This window comes from Methylobacterium sp. (assembly GCF_019750675.1).
GTDB lineage: Bacteria > Pseudomonadota > Alphaproteobacteria > Rhizobiales > Beijerinckiaceae > Methylobacterium.
The window spans coordinates 24,878-50,130 of sequence record NZ_JAIEOF010000293.1; the positions used below are offsets into that span (position 1 = coordinate 24,878).

19 protein-coding genes are annotated in these 25,253 nt (G+C 69.6%); 13 read left to right on the plus strand and 6 right to left on the minus strand.

Annotated elements, in window-relative coordinates; translation table 11 throughout:
- Nucleotides 1-113 precede the first annotated feature (113 nt).
- Nucleotides 114-2,045, minus strand: a complete 1,932-nt coding sequence (gene dnaG, locus K2X24_RS15380; RefSeq protein WP_292499244.1) for a DNA primase — start codon at nt 2,043-2,045, stop codon at nt 114-116.
- Between the two features lie 86 nt (nt 2,046-2,131).
- On the minus strand, nt 2,132-2,593 hold the full coding sequence (locus tag K2X24_RS15385; protein ID WP_238278742.1) for a GatB/YqeY domain-containing protein: 462 nt from the start codon (nt 2,591-2,593) through the stop codon (nt 2,132-2,134).
- A 210-nt stretch (nt 2,594-2,803) separates the two neighbouring features.
- Here K2X24_RS15385 and carA point away from each other — a divergent pair, with 210 nt between their 5' ends.
- From carA to K2X24_RS15425, 8 genes are all read left to right on the plus strand, one after another.
- A complete protein-coding gene (carA, locus tag K2X24_RS15390) occupies nt 2,804-4,045 on the plus strand; it encodes a glutamine-hydrolyzing carbamoyl-phosphate synthase small subunit (protein WP_292499245.1) in 1,242 nt (413 codons plus the stop codon).
- A 213-nt stretch (nt 4,046-4,258) separates the two neighbouring features.
- A complete protein-coding gene (locus K2X24_RS15395; protein ID WP_292499246.1) occupies nt 4,259-4,636 on the plus strand; it encodes a hypothetical protein in 378 nt (125 codons plus the stop codon).
- A 160-nt stretch (nt 4,637-4,796) separates the two neighbouring features.
- Nucleotides 4,797-8,282 carry a carbamoyl-phosphate synthase large subunit gene (carB, locus tag K2X24_RS15400; protein ID WP_292499247.1) on the plus strand — a complete coding sequence of 1,162 codons (3,486 nt, stop codon included), beginning with the start codon at nt 4,797-4,799 and terminating at the stop codon, nt 8,280-8,282.
- Nucleotides 8,283-8,408: 126 nt separating this feature from the next.
- Entirely contained in the window at nt 8,409-8,885 is a 477-nt protein-coding gene (greA, locus tag K2X24_RS15405; RefSeq protein ID WP_181017364.1) for a transcription elongation factor GreA, read from the plus strand.
- 7 nt (nt 8,886-8,892) lie between these two features.
- Nucleotides 8,893-9,420 carry a hypothetical protein gene (locus K2X24_RS15410; protein ID WP_292499248.1) on the plus strand — a complete coding sequence of 176 codons (528 nt, stop codon included), beginning with the start codon at nt 8,893-8,895 and terminating at the stop codon, nt 9,418-9,420.
- A gap of 93 nt (nt 9,421-9,513) precedes the next feature.
- Nucleotides 9,514-10,545: a mitochondrial fission ELM1 family protein gene (locus K2X24_RS15415; RefSeq protein ID WP_292499249.1), complete on the plus strand. Its 1,032-nt coding sequence runs from the start codon at nt 9,514-9,516 to the stop codon at nt 10,543-10,545.
- Nucleotides 10,546-10,560: 15 nt separating this feature from the next.
- A complete protein-coding gene (gene trxB / locus K2X24_RS15420; RefSeq protein ID WP_243915687.1) occupies nt 10,561-11,535 on the plus strand; it encodes a thioredoxin-disulfide reductase in 975 nt (324 codons plus the stop codon).
- A gap of 267 nt (nt 11,536-11,802) precedes the next feature.
- Nucleotides 11,803-12,693, plus strand: a complete 891-nt coding sequence (locus K2X24_RS15425) for a LysR family transcriptional regulator (protein ID WP_292499250.1) — start codon at nt 11,803-11,805, stop codon at nt 12,691-12,693.
- A 53-nt stretch (nt 12,694-12,746) separates the two neighbouring features.
- On the opposite strand, the gene msrP is transcribed toward K2X24_RS15425, so the two are convergent.
- From msrP to K2X24_RS15445, 4 genes are all read right to left on the minus strand, one after another.
- A complete protein-coding gene (gene msrP, locus K2X24_RS15430) occupies nt 12,747-13,703 on the minus strand; it encodes a protein-methionine-sulfoxide reductase catalytic subunit MsrP (RefSeq protein ID WP_292499251.1) in 957 nt (318 codons plus the stop codon).
- Between the two features lie 149 nt (nt 13,704-13,852).
- Complete coding sequence (locus K2X24_RS15435; RefSeq protein WP_292499252.1) at nt 13,853-15,547, minus strand: AMP-binding protein; 1,695 nt, start codon at nt 15,545-15,547, stop codon at nt 13,853-13,855.
- Between the two features lie 84 nt (nt 15,548-15,631).
- Nucleotides 15,632-16,336 carry a hypothetical protein gene (locus tag K2X24_RS15440; RefSeq protein WP_292499253.1) on the minus strand — a complete coding sequence of 235 codons (705 nt, stop codon included), beginning with the start codon at nt 16,334-16,336 and terminating at the stop codon, nt 15,632-15,634.
- Between the two features lie 5 nt (nt 16,337-16,341).
- On the minus strand, nt 16,342-17,838 hold the full coding sequence (locus K2X24_RS15445; RefSeq protein WP_292499254.1) for a leucyl aminopeptidase: 1,497 nt from the start codon (nt 17,836-17,838) through the stop codon (nt 16,342-16,344).
- Nucleotides 17,839-18,128: 290 nt separating this feature from the next.
- Here K2X24_RS15445 and lptF point away from each other — a divergent pair, with 290 nt between their 5' ends.
- Genes lptF through rsmA form a run of 5 tightly spaced genes read left to right on the plus strand, consistent with a single transcriptional unit; the run spans nt 18,129 to nt 25,007 of the window.
- On the plus strand, nt 18,129-19,298 hold the full coding sequence (gene lptF, locus K2X24_RS15450; protein WP_292499255.1) for an LPS export ABC transporter permease LptF: 1,170 nt from the start codon (nt 18,129-18,131) through the stop codon (nt 19,296-19,298).
- 16 nt (nt 19,299-19,314) lie between these two features.
- The gene (lptG, locus tag K2X24_RS15455) at nt 19,315-20,403 is read left to right on the plus strand and encodes an LPS export ABC transporter permease LptG (protein ID WP_292499256.1); all 1,089 of its coding nucleotides are present in this window, start codon (nt 19,315-19,317) and stop codon (nt 20,401-20,403) included.
- A gap of 56 nt (nt 20,404-20,459) precedes the next feature.
- Entirely contained in the window at nt 20,460-23,054 is a 2,595-nt protein-coding gene (locus K2X24_RS15460) for an LPS-assembly protein LptD (protein ID WP_292499259.1), read from the plus strand.
- A 34-nt stretch (nt 23,055-23,088) separates the two neighbouring features.
- Complete coding sequence (gene pdxA, locus K2X24_RS15465; RefSeq protein WP_292499257.1) at nt 23,089-24,150, plus strand: 4-hydroxythreonine-4-phosphate dehydrogenase PdxA; 1,062 nt, start codon at nt 23,089-23,091, stop codon at nt 24,148-24,150.
- Nucleotides 24,147-25,007 (plus strand): 16S rRNA (adenine(1518)-N(6)/adenine(1519)-N(6))-dimethyltransferase RsmA, encoded by an 861-nt coding sequence (rsmA, locus tag K2X24_RS15470; protein ID WP_292499258.1) that lies wholly within the window; start codon nt 24,147-24,149, stop codon nt 25,005-25,007. Before pdxA ends, rsmA begins: the two co-directional genes overlap by 4 nt.
- Nucleotides 25,008-25,253 lie beyond the last annotated feature (246 nt).

A 25,253-nucleotide genomic window follows, 5' to 3' on the forward strand; every position in this document is an offset into this window, starting at 1 on the left:
ACCGTCGAGATGACAGCCGCGTCGATGTCAGATCCCGGTATGCAAGCGAGACGCTTGACCGATTGTTAACCATGCGCCGCCGATGGCGGCCGAATTCATTCCGGGCGTACGCTTCAGGGTGTCGATGCCTCGTCCGCATCGGGCACCACCTCGTCCGCCTCCGCGCCTGCGATCACGGCCATACGGGCCTTCACGTCGCACAGCCAAGCGAAGTTCGCCTCCGTCTCGTCCTCGACCAGGGCCCGCTCAGCCAAGCGGAGTTCGCTATTTAGCGCTCCAGCCTTGCGGTGCAAGATCACGGCCTGACGCAATGCGTCTTCGAGACGCACAGGATCGGCATGCGCGTCAAGGGTCCAGCGGTCCCCCGGCCGCACATGGCTGGCCAATCGGGCCGCCGCTTCGGTGAGCCCGGCCCGCTTGAGACGGCTCTCCAGAACTTCGACGCCGGGCAGATCCGCATCGGCGTGGCTGTCGAGCAACAGAGAGCGCAGGGCCTGCGCGTCCGGGTCGCCGAGTTCGAGCTCGGCGAGGTCCTCCGCCTCGATCCCGAGGAGTTCGGGGTGGACGAGGAGGCTGCAGACGATCATCGCCTCCCGGTCGCGGAAGGCCACCGGGCCCGATGCGCTGGTCTCGCCGGCATAGAGCGGGTTGAACTTGGTGGTGATTCGCGGCGAGGGCGGTGGATCGCCCGGACGGGGCTGGCGCTGGAAGGCTGGCCGCTGACCGCCGCCACCTCCCCCGCCACGCGGCTCCCAGGCGCGCCGGCCCTGGCTCGCCTGGGGCGACAGCGCCCGCAGCCGCCCCTCGATCTCATCGCGATAAAAGCCGCGCACGGTCTCGTCGCGGATGGAGGCGACCATCTCGCGCAGGGACTTGGCGAGGCCGGCCCGGCGCTCGGGGGTATCGAGGGGGGCCCCGTCGGTGGCCCGCGACCACAGCACCTCGACGAGGGGGCGCGCCGCGTCGAGCACCCGGTCGACGGCCGCCTTGCCCTCGGCGCGCAGGAGATCGTCGGGGTCCTGCCCCTCGGGCAGCATGGCGAAGCGCAGGGATTTGCCCGGCGTCAGGCCGGGCAGCGCCACGTCGAGGGCCTTGAAGGCCGCGCGTTGGCCGGCGCCGTCGCCGTCGAAGCACAGGATCGGCTCGTCGGCGTTGCGCCAGAGCAGGCCGATCTGCTCCTCGGTGAGCGCCGTGCCGAGGCCCGCCACCGCGTTGGGATGGCCGGCGAGTGTCATGGCGATGACGTCGACGTAGCCCTCAACCGCGATGATGACGCCGCGGTCATGGGCGGGCTTGCGGGCCTGATGCAGGTTGTAGAGCAGCTGCCCCTTGTGGAAGAGCGGCGTCTCCGGCGAGTTCATGTACTTCGCCTTGGCGTCCTTCTGCATCGCCCGGCCGCCGAAGGCGATGACGCGCCCGCGCGAATCGCAGATCGGAAACATCACCCGGTCGCGGAACTTGTCGTAGGGCACGCGGATGTCCTCGCCGGCCACGAGCAGGCCGAGCTCGATCATCAGGTCGCGGTCGACGTCCTTGGCGGCGAGGTGGTCGCGCAGGGCGTAGCGGTCGCCGGGTGCGTAGCCGAGGCGGAAGCGGGTCCGGGTCTCCAGGCCGAGCTGGCGCCGGTCGAGATAGGCGCGGGCTTCCGTACCGGCGCGGCCGCGCAGCTGCTCCTCGAAGAAGGCGGCGGCCATCTCCATGACCTCGAAGGCCCCGGCGCGCTTGGTCTCCTGCTCGCGGGCATCGGCGCTCGGCGCCGGCAGGGACACGCCGGCCTCCGCCGCCAAACGCTCCACCGCTTCCGGAAAGCTCAGGCCCTCCGTCTCCATCAGGAAGGTGAAGACGTCGCCGTGCTTGCCGGAGGAGAAGCAATGATAGAACTGCTTCTGGTCGTTCACGTAGAAGGACGGCGATTTCTCGGCATTGAACGGCGACAGGCCGCGCCACTCGCGGCCCGCTTTCTTCAGCCGCACGCGCCGCCCCACGATGTCGGAGGCGGGCAGGCGCGCGCGGATCTCTTCGAGGATGTGGGGCGGGTAACGCACGGCTGGAACCGGACCTCTGCGGCCGTCGAGACTAGCAGCCCGGGCTTAAGGAGTCCCCAACGCCGATGCGCGGCGCCGGGACGCCCTCAGGCCTTGGCGTTCAGCGCGTCCTTCACGAGGCCGCTCGCCTTGGCGAAGTCCATCCGGCCGGCATAGGCCCCTTTCAGCGCGGCGATGACCTTGCCCATGTCCTTGGGGCCGGCCGCGCCCGTCTCCTCCACGGCCTTGTCGATCGCCGCCCGGGTCTCGGCCTCGTCCATCTGCTGGGGCAGGAAGCCCTGGATGATCGCGACCTCGTTGCGCTCGTTCTCGGCGAGTTCGGGCCGGCCGCCCTGGTCGTACACGGCGGCCGATTCGTTGCGCTGCTTGATCATCTTCTGGAGGAGCGCGAGGATGTCCTCCTCGGAGGCCGGTTCCTTGCCGAGGCCGCGCGCCTCGATGTCCTTGTCCTTCAGGGCGGCCTGAATCATCCGGACGGTGGCGAGCTTCGCCTTGTCGCCGGCCTTCATGGCTTCCTTCATCTCGGTGGTGAGACGGGCGCGCAGCATGGTGTGACTCCTGAAAAAGCGGGACCCCGGAGGGCGGATCGACGGCGTGGTCTGCGAATTGCTGCGCGAACCGGGGTTCTTGAGACGCGCCGACGCCGGGGCCACATTGACCCTGACGCGGCGCGCTCGCTATGAGCGCCGCACGACAAGCCGCCCGCACGCGCCGCTGAACGGCGCCGGGATCGGCCGGACATAAGCGAGATCACGCCGATGCTGCAAGATGAAGGCGTCCACACGCCTGCCGTGCCCGCGCCCCCGGCTCCCTGGGCGGAGCCCCTGGTGACCGCCCTCCTCGTCCTGGCGGACGGAACCGTGCTGGAGGGATTCGGCATCGGCCAGACCGGTGTCGCCGACGGCGAGGTCTGCTTCAACACCGCGATGACGGGCTATCAGGAGATTCTGACCGACCCGTCCTATGCCGGCCAGATCGTCACCTTCACCTTCCCGCATATCGGCAACACCGGCACCAACGACGAGGATCTCGAGAGCCTCGACGCGGCCCCGGCCTCGGGCGTGCGCGGCACCGTGATCGCCTCCGCCGTCACCAACCCGTCGAACTGGCGCTCGTCGAGCCACCTCGATGCCTGGCTCAAGGCCCGCGGCATCGTCGGCATCACCGGCGTCGACACCCGCGCCCTGACCGCGCTGATTCGCGACCACGGCATGCCGAACGCGGTCATCGCCAACGATCCGGGCGGCCATTTCGACCGCGAGGCCCTGAAGGCCCGCGCCGCCGCGCTGGCACCGATGGAAGGCCTCGACCTCGTGCCGCCGGTGACGAGCCGCGCGCGCTCGGAATGGTCGCAGACCACCTGGGGCGTGAAGACCGGCTACGGCGACCGCAAGCCCGGCACCGGCCTCAAGGTCGTGGCGATCGACTACGGCGTGAAGCGCAACATCCTGCGCTTGCTGGCGGAAGCCGGCTGCGACGTCACCGTGGTGCCCGCCACGACGAGCGCCGAGGAGATCATGGCCATGAAGCCGGACGGCGTGTTCCTGTCGAACGGCCCCGGCGATCCGGCCGCCACCGGAGAATACGCCGTGCCGGTGATCCGGGCGCTTCTCGAAGAGAAGGTCCCGACCTTCGGCATCTGCCTCGGGCACCAACTCATGGGCCTCGCGCTCGGCGGCCGCACCGTGAAGATGGCCCAGGGGCATCACGGCGCGAATCACCCCGTGAAGGACAAGACCACCGGCAAGGTCGAGATCGTCTCGATGAACCACGGCTTCGCCGTGGACCCGGCGAGCCTGCCCGAGACCGCGCTGGAGACCCACGTCTCGCTGTTCGACGGCTCGAATTGCGGGCTCACCCTCACCGACCGGCCGGCCTTCTCGGTGCAGCACCACCCCGAGGCCTCGCCGGGCCCGCGCGACAGCCACTACCTGTTCGAGCGCTTCGTCGCCCTGATGAAGGCCGGCAAGCCCGAGACCCTGGTCACCAGCGCCGACTGATCCCGCGAACGCCGGGCGGGCCGTATCGCCGTCCGGCGGCGCTCCGGGCGTAGGCCTGCCCTGCACTCCGAAAATGCCAACCGCGAAATGGTTCCCGCGCGGTCACAAAAAATCCGGCATTTCCCGGCATCTCCGTCCCCGTCAACGACCCGTTCACCACGACCTCCGAGGATCGTGGCGGGTTCGCATCCGGATACAGGCGGGGATTTCCACATGACGTTCGACGACGCGCGCGACGACTTCTCGCGCCTGCATCGCCTCTTCACGTTCCATCTCGGGGTGGCGGTCGGCCTCGCCTGGATGACCGCCTTGTTCTCGGCTTGCTACGCCCCCTGGGTCCGCAACATCCGGGCGCTGATCGACCCCGCGACCGGCCTCGACCGCGTGGAGAGCACCTGGTCCTTCCTGTTCGCGATGCCGGTGGTGATGACGCTCGCCTGGATCGGCCTGTATTTCGGCCGCGAGATGCTGCGCCGGAGCCAGACCCTCTCCAACGCGGCCCTCGAATTCGCCGCCGCCGCGCTCGTCGCCTTCGGAGTGTTCTACCTGTCCATCGACCGCGCGGTCTCGGCCCTCTATCTCGGCTTCTGAGCCCCGTCGGCGCTCCACCGTCGGCCCACGCCCTTCCAATGGAAGCGGGCTGCGTGTAAGTGCCAAGATCAACGACAATCCACGCCGCTAGCGCCCCCAGGCCCGTGCCGCTCCGGCACAGTGCCCGGCCGGGCGCGCGTGCTTGCAGCCAAGGCGCCCGATGCCGAAACGCACCGACATCTCCTCGATCCTGATCATCGGTGCGGGGCCGATCGTCATCGGTCAGGCCTGCGAGTTCGATTATTCCGGGACCCAGGCCTGCAAGGCCCTCCGCGAGGAGGGCTACCGGATCGTGCTGGTGAATTCGAATCCGGCCACGATCATGACCGACCCGGACATGGCCGACGCCACCTATGTGGAGCCGATCACGCCCGAGATCGTGGCCAAGATCATCGAGAAGGAGCGCTACGCCGTTCCGGGCGGGTTCGCCCTGCTGCCCACCATGGGCGGCCAGACCGCGCTGAACTGCGCCCTCTCCCTCAAGAAGATGGGCGTGCTCGAGAAGTTCGACGTCCAGATGATCGGCGCCACCACCGAGGCGATCGACAAGGCGGAGGACCGCCACCTCTTCCGCGACGCGATGACGAAGATCGGCCTGGAGACGCCGAAATCGGCGCTCGCCAACGCCTCCGCCGCCAAGAAGGCCGACCGCGCGAAGTACCTCGCCGAGATCGCCCGCATCGAGGCCGCGAACGAGGGCGAGGCCCGGACGGCCGCCCTCGCCGCCTTCGAGAAGACCTGGCACCGGGGCGAGTCCGAGCGGCGCAAGCGCTACGGCGAGCACGCCATCGGGCAGGCGCTGATCGCGCTGGCCGAGGTCGGCCTGCCGGCGATCATCCGCCCCTCCTTCACGATGGGCGGCACCGGCGGCGGCATCGCCTACAACCGCGAGGAATTCCTGGACATCGTCGAGCGCGGCATCGACGCCTCGCCGACCAACGAGGTCCTGATCGAGGAGTCGGTCCTCGGCTGGAAGGAATACGAGATGGAGGTCGTTCGCGATAAGAACGACAACTGCATCATCGTCTGCTCCATCGAGAACATCGACCCGATGGGCGTCCACACCGGCGATTCCATCACGGTCGCGCCGGCGCTCACGCTGACCGACAAGGAATACCAGGTGATGCGCGACGCGTCGCTCGCGGTGCTCCGCGAGATCGGCGTCGAGACCGGCGGCTCGAACGTGCAGTTCGCCATCGACCCGGCCACCGGCCGGATGATCGTCATCGAGATGAACCCGCGCGTCTCGCGCTCGTCGGCGCTGGCCTCCAAGGCCACCGGCTTCCCGATCGCCAAGGTCGCGGCCAAGCTCGCCGTGGGCTACACCCTCGACGAGATCGCCAACGACATCACGGGCGGCGCGACCCCGGCCTCGTTCGAGCCGTCGATCGACTACGTCGTCACCAAGATTCCCCGGTTCGCCTTCGAGAAGTTCCCCGGCGCCGAGCCGACCCTGACCACCGCCATGAAGTCGGTGGGCGAGGCCATGGCGATCGGCCGCTGCTTTGCCGAATCGCTCCAGAAGGCCCTGCGCTCCCTGGAGACCGGTCTCACCGGCCTCGACGAGATCGAGATCGAGGGGCTCGGCAAGGGCGACGACCACAACGCGATCAAGGCGGCCCTCGGCACGCCGACGCCCGACCGTCTGCTCAAGGTCGGCCAGGCGCTGCGCCTCGGCGTCAGCCACGAGGAGGTCCATGCCTCCTGCAAGATCGATCCGTGGTTCCTGGAGCAGCTCCAGGCGATCATCGACCTCGAGAACCGGGTCAAGGCGCACGGCATCCCGAACACCCCCGGAGCGCTGCGCCATCTCAAGGCCGCCGGCTTCTCCGACGCGCGCCTCGCCGTGCTCGCCAAGACCGACGAGGACAGCGTGCGGGCCGCCCGGCGGGCGCTCGGCGTCCGCCCCGTCTTCAAGCGCATCGACACCTGCGCGGCCGAGTTCCAGGCCCCCACCGCCTACATGTACTCGACCTACGTGGCGCCCTTCGCCGGGACCGTCGTGGACGAGGCGCGGCCCACCGACGCCAAGAAGGTCATCATCCTCGGCGGCGGCCCGAACCGGATCGGCCAGGGCATCGAGTTCGACTATTGCTGCTGCCACGCCTGCTTCGCGCTCTCGGAGGCCGGCTACGAGACCATCATGGTCAACTGCAACCCGGAGACGGTCTCGACCGACTACGACACCTCCGACCGGCTCTATTTCGAGCCGCTCACCCAGGAGGACGTCCTCGAGATCATCGAGACCGAGCGCCAGGCCGGTACCCTCCACGGCGTCATCGTGCAGTTCGGCGGCCAGACCCCGCTGAAGCTCGCCCGCGCCCTGGAGGCCGCCGGCGTGCCGATCCTCGGCACCTCGCCGGATGCCATCGACCTCGCCGAGGACCGCGACCAGTTCAAGCGCCTCCTCGACAAGCTCGGGATGAAGCAGCCGAAGAACGGCATCGCCTACTCCGTGGAGCAGAGCCGCCTCATCGCCTCCGATCTCGGCCTGCCCTTCGTGGTGCGCCCGAGCTACGTGCTCGGCGGCCGCGCGATGGCGATCATCCGCGACGAGACCCAGTTCGCCGACTACCTCCTCGACACCCTGCCGAGCCTGATCCCCTCCGACGTCAAGGCGCGCTACCCCAACGACAAGACGGGGCAGATCAACACGGTGCTGGGCAAGAACCCGCTGCTGTTCGACCGCTACCTCTCGGACGCCACCGAGATCGACGTCGATGCGATCTGCGACGGCACCGACGTGTTCATCGCCGGCATCATGGAGCACATCGAGGAGGCGGGCATCCACTCGGGCGATTCCGCCTGCTCGCTGCCCTCGCGCTCGCTCTCGCCGGAGATCATTTCGGAATTGGAGCGGCAGACGAAGGCCATGGCCCTGGCGCTCAAGGTCGGCGGCCTGATGAACGTGCAGTACGCCATCAAGGACGGCACGATCTACGTGCTGGAGGTGAACCCCCGCGCCTCGCGCACGGTGCCGTTCGTGGCGAAGGTCATCGGCGAGCCCATCGCCAAGATCGCCGCCCGCGTCATGGCCGGCGAGCCCCTCGCGAGCTTCGGCCTCAAGGCCAAGGATCTCGACCACATCGCCGTCAAGGAAGCGGTGTTCCCCTTCGCGCGCTTCCCCGGCGTCGACGTCCTGCTCGGACCGGAGATGCGCTCCACCGGCGAGGTCATCGGCCTCGATTCGAGCTTCGGCGTCGCCTTCGCCAAGAGCCAGCTCGGCTCCGGCACCCTGGTGCCGAAGGGCGGCGCGGTCTTCGTCTCGGTGCGCGATGCCGACAAGGAGCGCATCCTGCCGGCCATCCGGCTGCTGTCGGAGCTCGGCTTCACCATCGTGGCCACCAGCGGCACCCAGCGCTACCTGGCGGATCAGGGGGTCGCGACGGAGCGGGTGAACAAGGTGCTGGAGGGCCGGCCGCACGTCGTCGACTCGATCAAGAACGGCGACATCCAGCTGGTGTTCAACACCACCGAGGGCGCCGGCGCCCTCTCGGACTCGCGTTCACTCCGGCGTGCGGCCCTCTTGCATAAAGTGCCGTACTACACCACTCTTGCCGGAGCGATGGCGGCGGCCGAAGGGATCAAGGCCTATCTCGGGGGCGATCTCAAGGTCCGCGCCTTGCAGGAATACTTCGCGGCCTGAATTTTGGCGCGGCTTCCGACTTGATCGGGGGCCGTGCTGTCTGCGGTTCAGGAGTTTCTTACTCTGGCCCGGAGGGAGCACAGTGCTCCTGGCCGGGCCTATTCATTGTGGCGCGAGACGATGACGATAGACAAGGTTCCGATGACGGTGCGCGGTTACGCAGCGCTGGAAGAGGAGTTGAAGCACCGCCAGCAGGTGGAGCGCCAGCGGATCATCCAGGCCATCGCCGAGGCCCGCGCCCTCGGCGACCTGTCGGAGAATGCCGAGTACCATGCCGCCAAGGAGGCGCAGTCCCACAACGAGGGCCGCGTCCTCGAACTGGAGAGCATGATCTCGCGCGCCGAGGTGATCGACGTCTCGAAGCTTTCGGGCACGAAGATCAAGTTCGGCGCCACCGTGAAGCTCCTCGACGAGGACACCGAGGAGGAGAAGACCTACCAGCTCGTCGGCGAGCCGGAGGCGGATGTCCGCTCGGGCCTGGTATCGATCACGTCGCCCATCGCCCGTGCGCTGATCGGCAAGGGCGTCGGCGACACCGTCGAGGTGACGACGCCGGGCGGCGGCAAGTCCTACGAGGTGGTCGCCGTCCAGTACGGCGGCTGATCCGCCGATGCGGCCGGTGACGCTGCGCGCGGCCGGGGCGACGCTCGGGCTCGCGGTCCTGCTCTGGACCGGCGCCCCGGGGTCGGCACGGGCCGAACCGCCCGCCGGCTTCGCGGCCGCCGGGCTCTCCGGCATCCGCGTCGACGTCCAGCCCCTGCTCGCCCAGGGCGGCGGTGCGCAAGCCCTGGCCCTGCGCGACGACCTGACGGCGGCCCTGCGCACGGAGTTCGCCGACCGGCTCGGCGGCGCCGGGCCCGTGCTGGTGGTGCGGATCAAGGGCCTTACGATCAACCCGTACGCGGGTGGCGAGGGCGGGCGCGGACGCTTCGGCGGGGGCGGACAGACGGACTACCTCGACGGGGACGCCCTTCTCGTCGGGCGGCGCGGCGAGGTTCTGGCGCGCCATCCCCAGCTCTCCGCGACGCCCGCGAGTTCCGGCGGCGCCTGGTACGACCCCGAATCCGAGCGGCGGCGCGTCGCCGCCATCGCCGGGCACTACGCGGGATGGCTGCGCCGGGCGCTCGCGCGCGATTGAGCGCTCACCGAGCGACCACCGGGCGGTCGGTTTTTCCAGGAGCGATCCTCCTGGTGGATTGACCGCTCCTAAAGGATTGACCTGGATCGTCCGATGTCGGCAGCGTCCGCAATGACCTCCGCTTCCGGCGCGGCCGCGCCGAACTCACTCCCCGACCTCGCCCGGGCCCGAACCTGGATCATCACCGACGGCAAGGCCGGCGACGAGAACCAGTGCGTCGCCATCGCGGAAACCCTCGGCGTCGCCTTCGAGCGGCGGCGCGTGACGCCCCGCCCGCCCTTCGGCTGGATGGCGCCCTGGGGGCCGATCGACCCGCGCGACCAGCCGGGCGGGCGCAAGGGCGCCCTCGCGGGTCCGCTGCCCGACCTGCTGATCGCCTCGGGCCGGCGCGCGGTGCCGTATCTCCGGGCCGTCCGGCAGGCCTCCGGCGGGCGCACCTTCACGGCCTTCCTCAAGGATCCGCGCACGGGGCACGACACGGCCAATTTCGTCTGGGTGCCCGATTACGACGATTTGCGCGGCCCCAACGTCTTCACCACCCTCACCCCCCCGCATCCGGTCTCGGCCGCCCGGATCGAGGCCGCGCGCAATGCGCCCGATCCGCGCCTCGTCGACCTGCCCTGGCCCCGCGTCGCCGTGCTGGTGGGCGGCGACAGCCGGCACCTGAGCTACCGCGCCGCCGACATGCGCCGCCTGCTGGCCGAGCTTACGAAGCTCGCGGATGGCGGCTGCTCGCTGATGGTGACGGTGTCCCGGCGCACGCCGGAGAACCTGCGCAAGGCGTTGCGCGACCTCGTGGCGGCCAAGGGCGGCTTCTTCTGGGACGGAACCGGCGGCAACCCGTATGTGGGGATGCTGGCCTTCGCCGAGCAGATCGTGGTCACCTCCGATTCGGCCAACATGGTCGGCGAGGCCGTGAGCACGGGGGCGCCCGTCCTCCTGTTCAACCTGCCGAAGACCTATATCCGGCACAGACGGCTCTTCGCGGGGCTCGCGATGGCGGGCGCCCTGAAGCCCTTCATCGGCCGCCTCGAGGAAATGCACTACCCGCCCATGGATGCGACACCCGCCATCGCCGACGCGATGGCCAAGGCCTACGCGGATCACCGCGCGAACTGGGCCTGAAGGAGGACGGACACGATGGCCCATACGCATGCCAAACTCATCATCATCGGCTCCGGTCCCGCCGGCTACACCGCGGCGATCTACGCGGCCCGCGCCATGGTGGAGCCGCTGATGATCTCGGGCTTCCAGCCCGGCGGCCAGCTCATGATAACGACCGACGTCGAGAACTATCCGGGCTTCGCCGAGGCGATTCAGGGGCCCTGGCTGATGGAGCAGATGCGCGCCCAGGCCGAGCATGTCGGCACCAAGATCGTGTCCGAGTACATCACCAAGGTCGATTTTCAGGTCCGGCCGTTCCGGCTCGAGGCCGATTCCGGCGAGACCTACTCGGCCGACGCGGTCATCATCGCCACCGGCGCCCAGGCGAAGTGGCTGGGCCTGCCGTCCGAAGCCCGGTTCCAGGGCTTCGGCGTCTCCGCCTGCGCCACCTGCGACGGCTTCTTCTTCCGGGGCAAGGAGGTGGTCGTGGTGGGCGGCGGCAACACCGCCGTGGAGGAGGCGCTCTACCTCGCCAACCTCGCCGCCAAGGTGATCGTCGTCCATCGCCGGGGCGAGTTCCGGGCCGAGCGGATCCTGCAGGAGCGCCTGTTCAAGCATCCCAACGTCGAGGTGGTCTGGCACCACGCGGTGGAGGAGATCTGCGGCGGCGAGAAGCCCCCGTCCGTGACCCATGTCCGCCTGAAGGACACCCGCACCGGCGAGATCACCGAGCGCAAGACCGACGGCGTCTTCATCGCCATCGGGCACCAGCCCGCCACCGCGATCTTCGAGGGCCAGCTCGCCATGCGCGACGGCGGCTACATCGAGACCGCGCCGGGCACCACCCACACGGCGATCCCGGGCGTCTACGCGGCGGGCGACGTCACCGACGACGTCTACCGTCAGGCGATCACCGCCGCCGGCATGGGGTGCATGGCTGCCCTCGACGCGGAGAAATACCTCGCCGCCCTCGAAGTCGGCGAAACGCCGCAGCAAGCGGCCGCCGAATAGCAAGAATCCGGCGGATGCAAGAATCCTACGGATGCAAGAATCCGGCGGATGAACGCGGCCTGCGCCTTGCGCGGGACGTCAAGACAATCGCAAGGTCGTTCCCCTAACCTAAGCGCTGGCGGCATGAGCCGTCGGCGCTTGCCGCATGACTCTTCCTCCGATTCCCCACCGATGCGCGGGTGACCGGAGCCGGGTCCGCCGGGACCTGGCCGCGACGTTCATGGTGCGGGGCCAATCGGCGTCGGGTTGCGTACGGGAGTGGTCGCCTTGGACTGGGACAAGATCCGCATCTTCCTCAACGTCGCGGAGGCCGGCAGCTTCACCCGCGCCGGCGACGACATCGGCCTGAGCCAGTCGGCGGTGAGCCGGCAGATCAGCGCCCTCGAGCGCGAACTGAAGGCGCCGCTGTTCCACCGCCATGCCCGCGGCCTGATCCTGACCGAGCAGGGCGACCTCCTGTTCCGCGCGGCGCGCGACATGAAGCTGCGGCTGGAGAACACCAAGGCGCGCCTCGTCGAGACCAGCGAGCGGCCGACCGGCGACCTCAAGGTGACGACCACGGTGGGTCTCGGCACGGCCTGGCTCGCCCAGCGGATCGCCGAATTCCTCGACCTCTACCCGGATGTCCGCGTCGAGCTCATCCTCACCAACGAGGAGCTCGATCTCGCCATGCGCGAGGCGGACGTGGCCATCCGGATGCGGCGCCCGGCCCAGCCGGACCTGATCCAGCGCCGCCTGTTCACCGTGCACTACCACGCCTTCGCGTCGCAGGATTACGTGAAGCGCTTCGGCGAGCCGAAATCGATCGCCGACCTCGACAACCACCGCCTCGTCTCGTTCGGCGGCAACGAGCCGTCCTACCTGCTGGCCACGCACTGGCTCTCGACGGTGGGCCGCGAGGGCCAGGAGCGCCGGACGATCCATTTCACGGTCAACAACATCACCGCCCTGCAGCAGGCCATCGACACCGGCGCCGGCATCGGCATCCTGCCCGACTACGCGGCGGAGGGTCAGACCGGGCTCGTGCAGGTCATGCGCGAGACCGAGATGCCCCACATGGAGAGCTATCTCGTCTACGCCGAGGAGATGCGCACCGTCGCCCGCGTGCAGGCGTTCCGCGACTTCCTCGTCGCCAAGGCCCAGCGCTGGACCTACTGAGGCCAGGGGACGGGGCGGTGGTCCGCCGCCCCGGCCCTCCCCGCCCGCGTCGGTCAGACGAACAGGCGCTCCTTCTCCAGCCCCTTGTAGAGGCCGGCGACCTGCTCGCCGTAGCCGTTGTAGATCAGCGTCGGCACGCGCTGGTCGGTGCCGAGCACCCGCTCCGTCGCCTGGCTCCAGCGCGGATGCGACACCGCCGGGTTGACGTTGGCCCAGAAGCCGTACTCGGCGGCCTGCAGCCCTTCCCAGAAGGTCTTCGGCCGCTCGGCCACGAACGAGATCTTGGTGATCGATTTCACCGACTTGAAGCCGTACTTCCAGGGCACCACGAGGCGGATCGGCGCGCCGAACTGATTGGCGAGGGGCTTGCCGTAGACGCCGGTGGCGACGAAGGCGAGGTCGTTGGCCGCCTCCTCCAGGGTCAGGCCCTCGGTGTAGGGCCAGGGATACAGGAACGACTTCTGCCCCGGCGCCATCGCGCGGTCGAGGAAGGTCTGCATCTGGATGTATTTCGCGCCCGCGGTGGGCTTGGCCAGGGCCACGAGCTTCGCGAGCGGGAAGCCGGTCCAGGGCACCGACATCGACCAGGCCTCGACGCAGCGGTGCCGGTAGAGGCGCTCCTCCAGGGGCATCTTGCGGATGAGGTCGTCGATCCCGAGGGTCATCGGCTTCTCGACGAGACCGTCGATCGCCACCGTCCAGGGCCGGGTCTTCAGGGCGTTGGCGGCCGGAAGGACCGATTTCGAGGTGCCGTACTCATAGAAGTTGTTGTAGTCGGCGCTGAACTTCTCCGGCGTCAGCGGGCGGTCGAGGGTATAGGCCTCGTTGCGCTTGGCCGGGTAGAGATCGGCGGTGGGGTCGGAGGCCGCCAGAGCGCGCTCCGTCCCGACGAGGGAGGCCGCCGCGAGGCCGGCCGCGCCGCCGAGCAGGCGTCGCCGGTCGAGGAAGACGCTCTCCGGCGTCGCGAGATGTTCGGGCATCTCCCATGCCCGGTTTCGCCTGATATGCATGTCGGTCCCTCCCTGCGGCGCGGATCGCTGCGCGCCGGCCTGTTGCCAGGACATTTCGCCCTCTGACATCGGCCGGACGCGGCAGGCGCGCAAGCCGTCGCGATGTCACCCTTCGCCGGCGGACCGCCGAAGGTTACGGGACCCGGACATCAGGGAGGGGGGGAATCGTCGCGCAGCGCCCGGCGCAGCACCTTGCCGACATTGGTCTTGGGCAGGGCGTCGTGGAAGACGACCCGGCGCGGCACCTTGTAGCCGGTGAGCTGCGAGCGCGCGAAGGTCCGCAGCGCGTCGGTGGTCATCGCCTCGTCCTTGCGCACCACGTGGGCCACGACCATCTCGCCGGTCTCGTCGTTGACGGCCCCCACCACGGCGCATTCGAGCACGCCCGGATGGCTGGCGAGCACGTCCTCGATCTCGTTCGGATAGACGTTGAACCCCGAGACCAGGATCATGTCCTTCATCCGGTCGACGATGCGGACTTGCCCATCGGGGTTCAGCACCGCCACGTCGCCGGTGCGGAAGTAGCCGTCCGCCGTCGTCGCCCGGGCGGTCTCGTCCGGGCGCTTCCAGTAGCCGGCCATGACCTGGGGCCCGCGCACGCAGAGTTCGCCGGGCTCGCCGATCCCGACCGCCTGCCCGTCGAGCCCGCGCACCGAGACGTCGGTGGAGGGAAGGGGATAGCCGATGGTCCCGCTCCATTCGGGGAGGTCCGGCGGGTTGACGCAGACCACCGGCGAGGTCTCGGACAGACCATAGCCCTCCACGATGGCGGAGCCGGTGATCGCCTTCCAGCGTTCGGCGACGGTGGCCTGCACCGCCATGCCCCCCGCGATGACGAAGTCGAGGTTCGAGAAGTCGACCTCGTGGATCTTCGGGTGGTTGATGAGCAGGTTGAACAGGGTGTTCACCCCGGAGAAATGGGTGAAGCGCGTGCCCTTCAGCGTCTTGATGAAGCCGTCCGCGTCGCGCGGGTTGGCGATCAGCAGGCAGCAGCCGCCGACCTTCATGAAGAAGAAGAAGCAGCAGGTCAGCGCGAAGATGTGGTAGAGCGGCAGCGCCGTGACCATGACGCGCATCCGGCCGTCGTCCGCCGAGACGCGGAACCAGACCCGGCTCTGCTCGACATTGGCCATGATGTTGCGGTGGGTGAGCATCGCCGCCTTGGCGACCCCCGTCGTACCGCCGGTATATTGCAGGAACGCGAGGTCGTCCTGGCCGACGGGCACGCGGACCTTGGGCTTGCCGGTACCCGCGCGGATCACCGCCTCGAAGCGGAGGGCGAGCCCGTCCGGAAACCGATAGGGCGGCACCGCCTTCTTGATGTGGCGGGAGACCAGGGTGACCAGCCGCCCCTTCAGGCCGAGGCCGTCGCCGGGTCCGGCCAGGACGATGCGGTCGAGGGCGAGGTCCGGCAGGGCCTGCATCACCGTATGGGCGAAGTTCTCGAGGACGAAGAGGACGCGCGCGCCCGAATCATTCAGCTGCGCCGTCAGCTCGCGCGGGGTGTAGAGCGGGTTGACGTTGACGACGGTGCAGCCGGCGAGCAGCACGCCGAAGATCGTGGCCGGATAGGCCGCCACGTTCGGCATCATGATCGCGACGCGGTCGCCCTTGGCGAGGCCCTGGCCGGCGAGCCAGGCAGCGACGGCTTCGGCGGATGCGCCGAGGGCCGCGTAGGAAACCTGGACGCCGAAACTCTCCAGGGCGGGACGTGGCGCCGGGCGCGCCATGCAGTCGTCGAACAGGTCGACCAGCGTGCCCAGGCGGTCGATGTCGAGGTCCGCCGGAATGCCCGGCGGATAAGCGGACAGCCACGGGCGCGCGGCGCTCCGGGTTTCGGCCATGTCATCCTCCCTGTGATGTGACCCGGCGGCTTCCTGCCCCCTTAGTTCACATCTAAACCATCCTCGGCCATCCCGGCGGCCGGATCAAGTCGCGGCGTGGAGACGGCGGGAACGATCCCGCCGCGTCGTCAGTCCGGTGCAACCCAAACGGGTGCAGGCGACGTGCGGCAGAAAGGCGATGGCCGCCAGGGCCACGGCCAACAGGGCGTCGCCCGCCGTCATCGACCGACGCGGCCAGATCCCGAAGCCCGCCGCATGCGCGAGGCCGAGGACCGCCAGGGCGAACCAGAGGGCGAGGGTGCGGACGAGCGCCTCGCCGAGGGCGCGCAGCCAGCGCCGGGGGCGCTGCGCCGTCCGGTTGCCGATCAGCAGGGCGCCGACGCCGAGTGCCGCGGCGAACACCATGGCGGCCAGCGCCGAGCCGAGGGCATAGGCCGCCGGCATCGCCTGCTGCGTGAGGAAGGCGGTGCCGCCGCTGGCGAAGGCGAGGCGCAGGGTCACGCCGCCGAAGGTGGGGTAGAGGCAGACCGCGAGGAACAGCGCGAGGGCGAGCGCCCCACCGACGAGGCGGCGGGGCCAGCCGGCCGGTCCCGGCCGGACGATGCGCAGACCGAGACAGGCGAGCCCGTAGACGATCGCGATCGCGAAGAGCGGATAGCGATCGAGGAAGAAGCCGTAGAACCGGGCGTCCAGTTCGGGCGGTAGGGCCCACCGCTGGTCGAAGCCCGTGGCGAACGCGAGGGCGACCGCCAGGATCGCGGCCGCCAGCGGGATCACGGCCGCCAGCATGCGGCTCAGGCCTCGTAGTGATCGCGCACCAGGCGGTCGAGCATGCGCACGCCCCAGCCCGCGCCCCAGCTCCGGTTGATCTCGCTCGCCGAGGAGGACATCGCGACGCCTGCGATGTCGAGGTGGGCCCAGGGCACGTCATTGACGTAGCGCTTCAGGAACGAGGCCGCGGTGGCCGCCCCGCCGTGACGGCCGCCGGTGTTCTTCATGTCGGCGAACTTCGAATCGATCGCCTTGTCGTAGGCCGGGATCAGCGGCATCCGCCACACGGCCTCGCCGGTCGCCTCGCCGGCCGCCGTGATCTTGGCCGAGAGGGCGTCGTCGTTGGAGAACATGCCGGCGATGTCCTGGCCCAGGGCCACGATGATGGCGCCCGTCAGGGTGGCGAGATCGATCATGAACTTCGGCTTGTAGGCGCTCTGGACGTGCCAGAGCACGTCGGCGAGGACGAGGCGCCCTTCCGCGTCGGTGTTGATGATCTCGATGGTCTGGCCCGACATCGAGGTGACGATGTCGCTCGGCCGCATGGCGTTGCCGTCCGGCATGTTCTCGACGATGCCGATGGCGCCCACCACGTTGACCTTCGCCTTGCGGCTGGCCAGCGCGTGCAGCGTGCCGACGACGCAGGCCGCGCCGCCCATGTCGCCCTTCATGTCCTCCATGCCGCCGGCCGACTTGATCGAGACGCCGCCGGAATCGAAGCACACGCCCTTGCCGATGAAGGCGATGGGCGCCTCGTTCGGATCGGTGGCGCCGTTCCAGCGCATCACCACGACGCGGGCCTCGCGCGTCGAGCCCTGGGCCACGGCCAGCAGCGCGCCCATGCCCAGCGCCTCGAGCTTGCCCGGGCCGAGCACCTCGACCTCGACGCCGAGCGCCGTCAGCGCCTCGGCGCGGCGGGCGAACTCCTCCGGGTAGAGGACGTTCGGCGGCTCGTTGATGAGTTCGCGGGCCAGGATGACGCCGTCGGCGACGGCCTCGGACACCTTCGCGGCGGCCTCGGCGGCGGCGACGTCGGCCACCATCAGGGTCAGGGCGGTGCCCTTGGCGTCCTCGCCCTCGGGCTTCTTCTTGGTCTTGTAGCGGTCGAAGCTGTAGTGGCGCAGGCGGGCGCCGAGGGCGAAGTCGGCCGCGTTCGCGGCGGTGACGTCGAGGCCGGCGGCGATCAGCGCCACTCCGGCGCTGCGCCCGGAGACCTTGCCGGCGGTGAAGCCGCCCAGCGCCGGCCAGTCGATCTTGGCGCGGTCCTTCTCCGAGCCAAGACCGATGACGAGCAGACGGTCGGCCTCGAGGCCGGCCGGGGCGGGCAGCGCCAGGGCCGACAGGGACTTGCCCTTGAAGCGCTCGCTGGCCGCCGCGCGGGCCACGAGATCGGCCACCCCGCCGCCGATGGCCTGGGCGACCGCCGGGGCCAGGGCGAGATCGTCGCCGACGAAGAGGACGACGTCGCCCCGGCCCACCGGCCCCAGGGGCCCGAACGCGATCGTGATTCCGTCCGCCATGACGCTGCTTTCCGAGAATTTGGCTCGAACGATGGAATCCGTTCGATCGATGGTGCGCGAGAAATCGTGTGCGGAGCGGCACGCGCTGGGACGCGCCGCTCCGAGGGCTTCTGTGTACCCGTTGAGGCAGAGAACGCAACGCGATCACGATGCCGCGAAACCGCCCGAATTGGCGCGCCCCGGTCGGAGTCGACCGCCGGGGGGTGGGCGGCTAGAGAGACGGACGGGGCGTCGACGCGCCCTGGCCGATGCGGGGGGCAATTCCGCATGACGCCGATCCACGAGAACCGATGACGCAGATCGAGCGCTACATCTTCAGAATCGCGCTTGGGGCGTTCCTGGCCTGCCTGGTCGGCCTGACCGGCACGATCTGGGTGACTCAGGCCCTGCGCGAGCTCGACCTAATCACCGCCAAGGGCCAGACCCTGGTGATCTTCTTCCTGATCACGGGCCTGTCGCTGCCGACCCTGATCACCGTGATCGCGCCGGTGGCGCTGTTCATCGCGGTGGTCTACGCGCTCAACAAGCTCAACGGCGATTCCGAGCTCATCGTGATGTCGGCCGCCGGCATGCGACCCCGGCAGATCCTGCGCCCCTTCCTCAGCCTCGGCCTCGCCGTCAGCCTCGCGGTGGCGTTCCTGACGATCCAGGTCATGCCGTCCTCGTTCCAGGAATTGCGGGACGTGCTCACCCGCGTGCGCGGCGACTTCATCGCCAACGTGGTCAAGGAAGGCCAGTTCACCAGTCTCGACAGCGGCATCACCTTCCACTTCCGCGAGCGCGGGCCCGGCGGGGCCCTGCTCGGCCTGTTCATCCAGGACAAGCGCGAGGCGGGCAAGTCGGTGGTCTACCTCGCCGAGCGCGGCCAGGCGATGGAGTATGGCGGCCAGAGCTACCTCGCCCTGCAGAAGGGCAGCATCCACCGGCAGCAGAAGGGCTCGCGCGACGCCTCGATCATCACCTTCGAGCGCTACACCGTCGATCTGGCCGCCTTCACGCCGCCGGATGCCGAGCTCGTCTACAAGCCGCGCGAGCGTGCCACGATGCAGCTCCTGTTCCCCGACACCAGCGAGACCTACTACCGGCAGCAGAAGGGCCGCTTCCGGGCGGAGCTGCACGACCGGCTCTCGTCCTGGCTCTACCCCCTCGCCCTCACCTTCATCGCCTTCGCGGCGCTCGGCGATCCGCGCACCACGCGCCAGGGACGCGGCCTCGCGGTGGCGGGCGCCGTGCTCGCCGTGGTGGTGGTGCGCATCGGGGGCTTCGCCGCCTCGAGTGCGGCCGCCCGCAGCCCGGGCGCGGTGGTGGCGGTCTACGCCGTGCCCCTCCTGGCGATCCTGATCTCGGCGGTGATGATCTTCAACGGCGCGGCGGTGCGGGCCTGGAACGCGCGGGTGGCCCGGGCGATGAGCGGGCTCGCGGGCCGCCTCGGCCGGCGTCCGCGCCTCGGCGTGCAGTGAGGCGGAGCGCGCGGCCATGCTGATCGGTGCCACCCTCGGCCGCTACTTCGCCATGCGCTTCGTGCGCACGATCCTCGGCGTGTTCCTCACGGTGTTCACCCTCGTCTACACCCTCGATTTCGTCGAGCTCCTGCGTCGCGCGGGGGATGCCGAGGGTGCGTCCACAGGTTTGATGGCGCAGCTCTCGCTCTACCGCACCCCGGCGGTGGCCGAGGGCGTGCTGCCCTTCGCGATCCTGTTCGGCTCGATGGCCACCCTGCTGCAGCTGTCGCGCAAGCTCGAACTCGTGGTGGCGCGCGCCGCCGGCATCTCGGCCTGGCAGTTCCTGCAGCCGGGTGCGTTCGTGGCGCTCGCGATCGGCGCCTTCACGGTGGGGGTCTACAATCCGGTCTCCGCGCTGATGAAGCAGCGCTCCACCGAGATCGAGGCCAAGATCTTCTCGCGGTCCACCAAGGCCAATTCCGGCAAGGACCTGTGGATCCGCCAGCGCGGCCTCGACGGACAGGCGATCCTGCGGGCCGACACCGCCATCGAGGGCACGACCACCCTGGCGGGCGTCTCGGTCTTCACCTTCGACGATGCCGGCACCTTCACGGCGCAGATCGAGGCGGCGCGGGCGACCCTGCACGACGGCTACTGGGCGCTGAGCCAAGCCCGCGTGATGGCGCTGGGCGAGCCGGCGGAGAGCTACGACACCTACCTCATCGCCTCCACCCTGGTGCCCTCGCAGGTCCGGCAGCGCTTCACGCCGCCGGATTCCGTGCCTTTCTGGCAACTCCCCGAGACGATCTCGCGGTTCGAGCGGGCCGGCCTCGATGCCACCCGCTACCGGCTCCAGTACGACGTGCTGCTCGCCCGGCCGGTGCTGTTCCTCGCCATGGTGCTGGTGGCGGCCAGCGTTTCCTTAAGGTTCTTCCGCTTTGGTGGGGTGGGCAAGCTGGTGCTGGGCGGCGTGGCGGCGGGGTTCGTGCTGTATGTCGCCCGACAGGTGCTGGAAGGCCTCGGTGCCTCGGGAATCGTGACGCCGACGGTGGCGGCGTGGTTCCCGGCCGTGGTAGGGAGTCTCCTCGGTACGCTCACGCTTCTCTATCAGGAGGACGGCTGATGCCGGACTCCACGGTGGGGACGGAGCGGGAACCTTGGCAGGAGTTGGGACTGGCGTTGCGTAGGGTCGCCGACATCGCGTTCGCCACGGGCTTCGTGGCCCTGGTCACGGTCGCCGCCCCCGCGGCGCTCGGCGGCGGAGCCCTGGCCCAGGGTGCGGCCGGCTCCGGCCAGAAGGCCGGCGCGGCCCAGAAGCCGGCCGAGCGCCTCCTCGTGGAGGCCGCCGAGCTCATCTACGACAACGACCGCAACACGGTGACGGCGCGGGGCAACGCGGAGCTGCATTACGGCGCCCGCACCCTGCAGGCCGACCGGGTGACCTACGACCGCAACGCGAGCCGCGTCTTCGCGGAGGGCAACGTGCGGCTGACCGAGGCCACGGGCGCCGTGCTCACCGGCGAGAAGATGGAGCTCACCGACGACTTCCGGAGCGGCTTCATCGATGCCCTGCGGGTGCAGCAGACGGTGGAGCTGAACGGCCAGCCCGTGCGCACCCGGTTCTCGGCACCCCGCGCCGAGCGGATCGAGGGCGACACCACGAGCTTCGAGTACGGCACCTACACGGCCTGCGAGCCGTGCAAGAACAACCCGGAGACGCCGCCCCTCTGGCAGATCCGCGCCACCAAGATCGTCCACAACAACGAGACCCACACCGTCGCGTTCGAGGAATCGACCCTCGAGATCGGCGGGATCCCGGTCGCCTACCTGCCGTATTTCGAGACCGCCGACCCGACGGTGAAGCGCAAGACCGGCTTCCTGACGCCGCGCTTCCTCACCTCGACGGCGCTGGGCTCGGGAATCGCGACGCCGTTCTTCGTGAACCTGGCGCCGAACTACGACCTCACCCTGTCACCGGCCTTCCTGAGCAACCAGGGCGTCCTCGGGCAGGCCGAGTTCCGGCACCGCCTCGAGACCGGCTCCTACAACCTGCGTCTGTCGGGCATCTTCCAGACCACGCCGAGCGCCTTCCTGCCCGGCCCCCTCGGGGCGGGCGACCGCGACTTTCGCGGCTCGATCGAGTCGAAGGGCCAGTTCTACATCAACGACCGCTGGCGCACCGGCTGGGACGTGGTCGGGGTGACCGACAAGTGGTTCCTCGACAACTACCGCATCCGCAACCAGAGCATCACCACGGACTACTTCCGTGAGGCGGTCTCGACGGCCTACCTGATCGGCCAGGGCGACCGCTCGTGGTTCGAGGCCCGGGGCTACTACTTCAAGGGCCTGTCGAGCTTCGACTGGCAGAAGGAGCAGCCCTTCGTCGCGCCGGTGATCGACTACGACAAGCGGATCAACGGTCCGGGCCAGCTCGGCGGCGAGGTCCGGTTCGAGGCGAACATCACCAGCCTCACCCGGCAGGCCACCGACTTCCAGGCGGTCCAGAGCCCCACGGGCTACCTGCTCCAGCCCACCATCAACGGCCGCACCTACAACCTCTACGAGACCTGCACGGTGTTCGAGCGGGGCCGCTGCGTCGTGCGCGGGTTGGCCGGCACCAACACGCGGGCCTCGGCGCAGCTCTCCTGGCGGCGGTCCTTCATCGACGACATGGGCCAGGTCTTCACGCCCTTCGCCTACCTGCGCACGGATGCGTTCTTCGTCGACCCGCGCAATTCCGGCTACCAGAACGCCCTGGTCCAGAACATCGCCCGGCAGGACGCCGACTTCTCCGGCCGCGTGCTGCCGGCCGTCGGCATCGACTACCGCTATCCCTTCGTCAGCAATTTCGGGCCCTTGGGCGTCCACACGATCGAGCCGATCGCGCAGGTCATCGCGCGCCCGAGCGAGACCCGTATCGGCCGCCTGCCGAACGAGGACGCGCAGAGCCTGATCTTCGACGACACCTCGCTGTTCGAGTGGGACAAGTTCTCGGGCTACGACCGGGTCGAGGGCGGCGTGCGCACCAATCTCGGTGCCCAGTACTCCGTGGTGACGCCGGCCGGCTGGTACGCGAACGCCATGTTCGGCGAGTCGATCCAGATCGCGGGCGTGAACTCGTTCCGCCGGGGCGACATCGCGAATGTGGGCCTCGATTCGGGGTTGGAGAACCGCCGGTCGGACTTCGTCGGCCGGGTCCAGGTCTCGCCGAACCAGAACATCACCTTCATCACGCGCGGCCGTTTCGACCAGGCGGATCTCGGGGTGAACCGGATCGAGACCGGCGTGATCGCGCGGCTCGCGCCCTTCGCGCCGATCGACCTCTCGGCCTTCTATTCCTACTACAAGGCGCAGCCGGCCCTCGGCTTCGCCAACCGCCGCGAGGGCCTGACCGCCTCGGCGACCTACCACGTGACGCCGAACTGGTTCGTCACGGGCTCGGCCCTCATCGACATGTCGCACTACCTCGACGTGCGCGACAATTTCAAAACCGCCTACGCCTCCTACCTCGCCAACCCGGTCGGCGACGCGCCGGTCTATTCCAACCCCGGGCGCTTCTACCTCTCCGGCATGAGCATCGGCGGCGGCTACCAGGACGAGTGCACCACGGTGTCGGTGAACTACATCGTCTCCCCCACCGCCGCCGCGCTCGGCACCAGCGAGCGCAACCGCACCGTGCTGCTGCGGCTCGAACTGAAGACCCTCGGCGAAGCCGATTTCCGCCAGAACCTCGGAACCGCGGTCACGGCCGACGGCATCTCGACCGTCCGTTGAGGCGCCTTCGCGTTCCGGGACGAGGAAACCGGCGATGACCCGACGACTGGCACCGATCGCCCTCACCCTCGGCGATCCCGCCGGGATCGGCCCGGAACTCGCCCTGATGGCGTGGCTTAGGCGCGATGCCGGGCCCGGCCTCCCGACCTTCTTCCTCATCGGCGATCCCGACTTCATCGAGCGCCGCGCCAGCGCCATGAACCTGCAGGTCCCGGTCGCGGATGTCGGCCCGGACCTCGCCGAGGAGGTCTTTCCCCGCGCCCTGCCGGTGATGCCGCTGCCCAGCGGCATGCGGGTCGACGCCGAGCCCGGCCGGCCGGACTCGGCCTCCGCCGGGGCGATCCTCGAATCGATCACCGCCGGGGTGGACCTCGTCACGCGCGGCGTCGCCGCCGCTTTGGTGACCAACCCGATCGCCAAGTACGTCCTGACCCAGGTGGGCTTCGCCCATCCGGGCCACACCGAGTTCCTCGCCGCCCTCGCGGTGGCGCCCGGCGAGACGCCGCCGCTCCCCGTGATGCTGCTGTGGAGCGAGACCCTGTCGGTGGTGCCGGTGACCATCCACGTGGCCCTGCGCCGCGTGCCAGACCTCCTGACCCAGGACCTCGTGGTGCGCACGGCCCGCATCGTCGCCCACGACCTGCGCCATCGCTTCGGCCTGGAGCGCCCCCGCCTCGTCCTGTCGGGACTCAACCCGCATGCGGGCGAGAACGGCACGATGGGCAGCGAGGACCGCGACGTGCTGGAGCCGGCGGTGATGCAGTTGCAGGGGGAAGGCATCGACATCCGGGGGCCGCTGCCCGCCGACACCCTGTTCCACGAACGCGCCCGCGCGACCTACGACGTGGCCCTGACGCCGACCCACGACCAGGCGCTGATCCCGATCAAGACCATCGCGTTCGACGACGGCGTCAACGTCACCCTGGGCCTGCCCTTCATCCGGACCTCGCCCGACCACGGCACCGCCTTCGACATCGCCGGCCGGGGCATCGCCCGGCCCGACAGCCTGATGGCCGCCCTGCGGCTCGCCGCCCGCCTCGCCAAGGGGTCGAGCCTCGCCAAGGGCACCCACCTGCGCGAAGGGGCCGGCGCGTGAGCGAGGAACCCGGCCTCAGCGCGGACGGCCTGCCGCCCCTGCGCGAGGTGGTGCGCCGGCACGGCCTCGAGCCCAAGAAGGCCCTCGGCCAGAACTTCCTGTTCGACCTGAATCTGACCGGCCGGATCGCCCGCTCCGCCGGCCCCCTCGACGGCGTCACCGTGGTGGAGATCGGCCCCGGCCCCGGCGGCCTGACCCGGGCGCTGCTGGCCGAGGGCGCGGCCCGGGTCGTCGCCATCGAGCGCGATCCCCGGGCCCTGCCCGCGCTCGCCGAGATCGCCGCACATTATCCGGGACGCCTGGAGGTGGTGGACGCCGATGCCCTGCACTTCGATCCCGCCCCGCTGATCGGGCCGGGGCCGGTCCGGATCGTGGCCAACCTGCCCTACAACATCGGCACCCCGCTCCTCGTCGGCTGGCTCGCCGGCGCGGCCTGGCCGCCGTGGTGGGAATCCCTGACGCTGATGTTCCAGCGCGAGGTCGCCGAGCGCATCGTCGCCGACGAGAACGACCGGGCCAATTACGGGCGCCTCGGCGTCCTCTGCGGCTGGCGCACGCAGGCCGACATCCTGTTCGACGTCGCCCCTTCGGCCTTCGTACCGCCCCCGAAGGTCACCTCTTCCGTCGTCCGCCTGACGCCGCGGCGCGATCCCCTGCCCTGCTCGGTGCAGGCCCTGGAGGCCATCACCCGCGCGGCCTTCGGGCAGCGCCGCAAGATGCTGCGCCAGAGCCTGAAGGCCGCCGTTCCGGACCCGGCCCGGCTCCTCGACGCCGCCGGCATCCCCGAGACCGCGCGGGCCGAGGAGGTCCCGGTCTCGGCCTTCGTGGCGATGGCGCAGGCGCTGAAGGGCATCTGAAACGGTTTCGGGCGGAATCGTTCGGTTTCTGGCGCGGGTCCCCTCTCCTGGAAGGAGAGGGACAGGGTGAGGTGTGTGACCTTTCCGGAGATGGACCACACCTCAACCCCAACCCTCTCCTTCCAGGAGAGGGAGCGCGTCGCGTACAGGATGACCGAAGCCATCAACTGGAAACCGTATGAGATGGAAAAGGGGCCGCGCGGATCTGTCCGCGCGGCCCCTCTCGTTCGATCTTGGGTGAACCCT

What these genes read in the sequence shown, in the direction of transcription:
- K2X24_RS15410 (WP_292499248.1), top strand. Translation starts at nt 8,893, where the DNA reads ATGCGGCCGGTGACGCTGCGCGCGGCCGGGGCGACGCTCGGGCTCGCG.
- K2X24_RS15415 (WP_292499249.1), top strand. Translation starts at nt 9,514, where the DNA reads ATGTCGGCAGCGTCCGCAATGACCTCCGCTTCCGGCGCGGCCGCGCCG.
- carB (WP_292499247.1), top strand. Translation starts at nt 4,797, where the DNA reads ATGCCGAAACGCACCGACATCTCCTCGATCCTGATCATCGGTGCGGGG.
- lptG (WP_292499256.1), top strand. Translation starts at nt 19,315, where the DNA reads ATGCTGATCGGTGCCACCCTCGGCCGCTACTTCGCCATGCGCTTCGTG.
- K2X24_RS15445 (WP_292499254.1), bottom strand. Translation starts at nt 17,838, where the DNA reads ATGGCGGACGGAATCACGATCGCGTTCGGGCCCCTGGGGCCGGTGGGC.
- K2X24_RS15385 (WP_238278742.1), bottom strand. Translation starts at nt 2,593, where the DNA reads ATGCTGCGCGCCCGTCTCACCACCGAGATGAAGGAAGCCATGAAGGCC.
- carA (WP_292499245.1), top strand. Translation starts at nt 2,804, where the DNA reads ATGCTGCAAGATGAAGGCGTCCACACGCCTGCCGTGCCCGCGCCCCCG.
- pdxA (WP_292499257.1), top strand. Translation starts at nt 23,089, where the DNA reads ATGACCCGACGACTGGCACCGATCGCCCTCACCCTCGGCGATCCCGCC.
- K2X24_RS15395 (WP_292499246.1), top strand. Translation starts at nt 4,259, where the DNA reads ATGACGTTCGACGACGCGCGCGACGACTTCTCGCGCCTGCATCGCCTC.
- K2X24_RS15440 (WP_292499253.1), bottom strand. Translation starts at nt 16,336, where the DNA reads ATGCTGGCGGCCGTGATCCCGCTGGCGGCCGCGATCCTGGCGGTCGCC.
- msrP (WP_292499251.1), bottom strand. Translation starts at nt 13,703, where the DNA reads ATGCATATCAGGCGAAACCGGGCATGGGAGATGCCCGAACATCTCGCG.
- K2X24_RS15435 (WP_292499252.1), bottom strand. Translation starts at nt 15,547, where the DNA reads ATGGCCGAAACCCGGAGCGCCGCGCGCCCGTGGCTGTCCGCTTATCCG.
- trxB (WP_243915687.1), top strand. Translation starts at nt 10,561, where the DNA reads ATGGCCCATACGCATGCCAAACTCATCATCATCGGCTCCGGTCCCGCC.
- lptF (WP_292499255.1), top strand. Translation starts at nt 18,129, where the DNA reads ATGACGCAGATCGAGCGCTACATCTTCAGAATCGCGCTTGGGGCGTTC.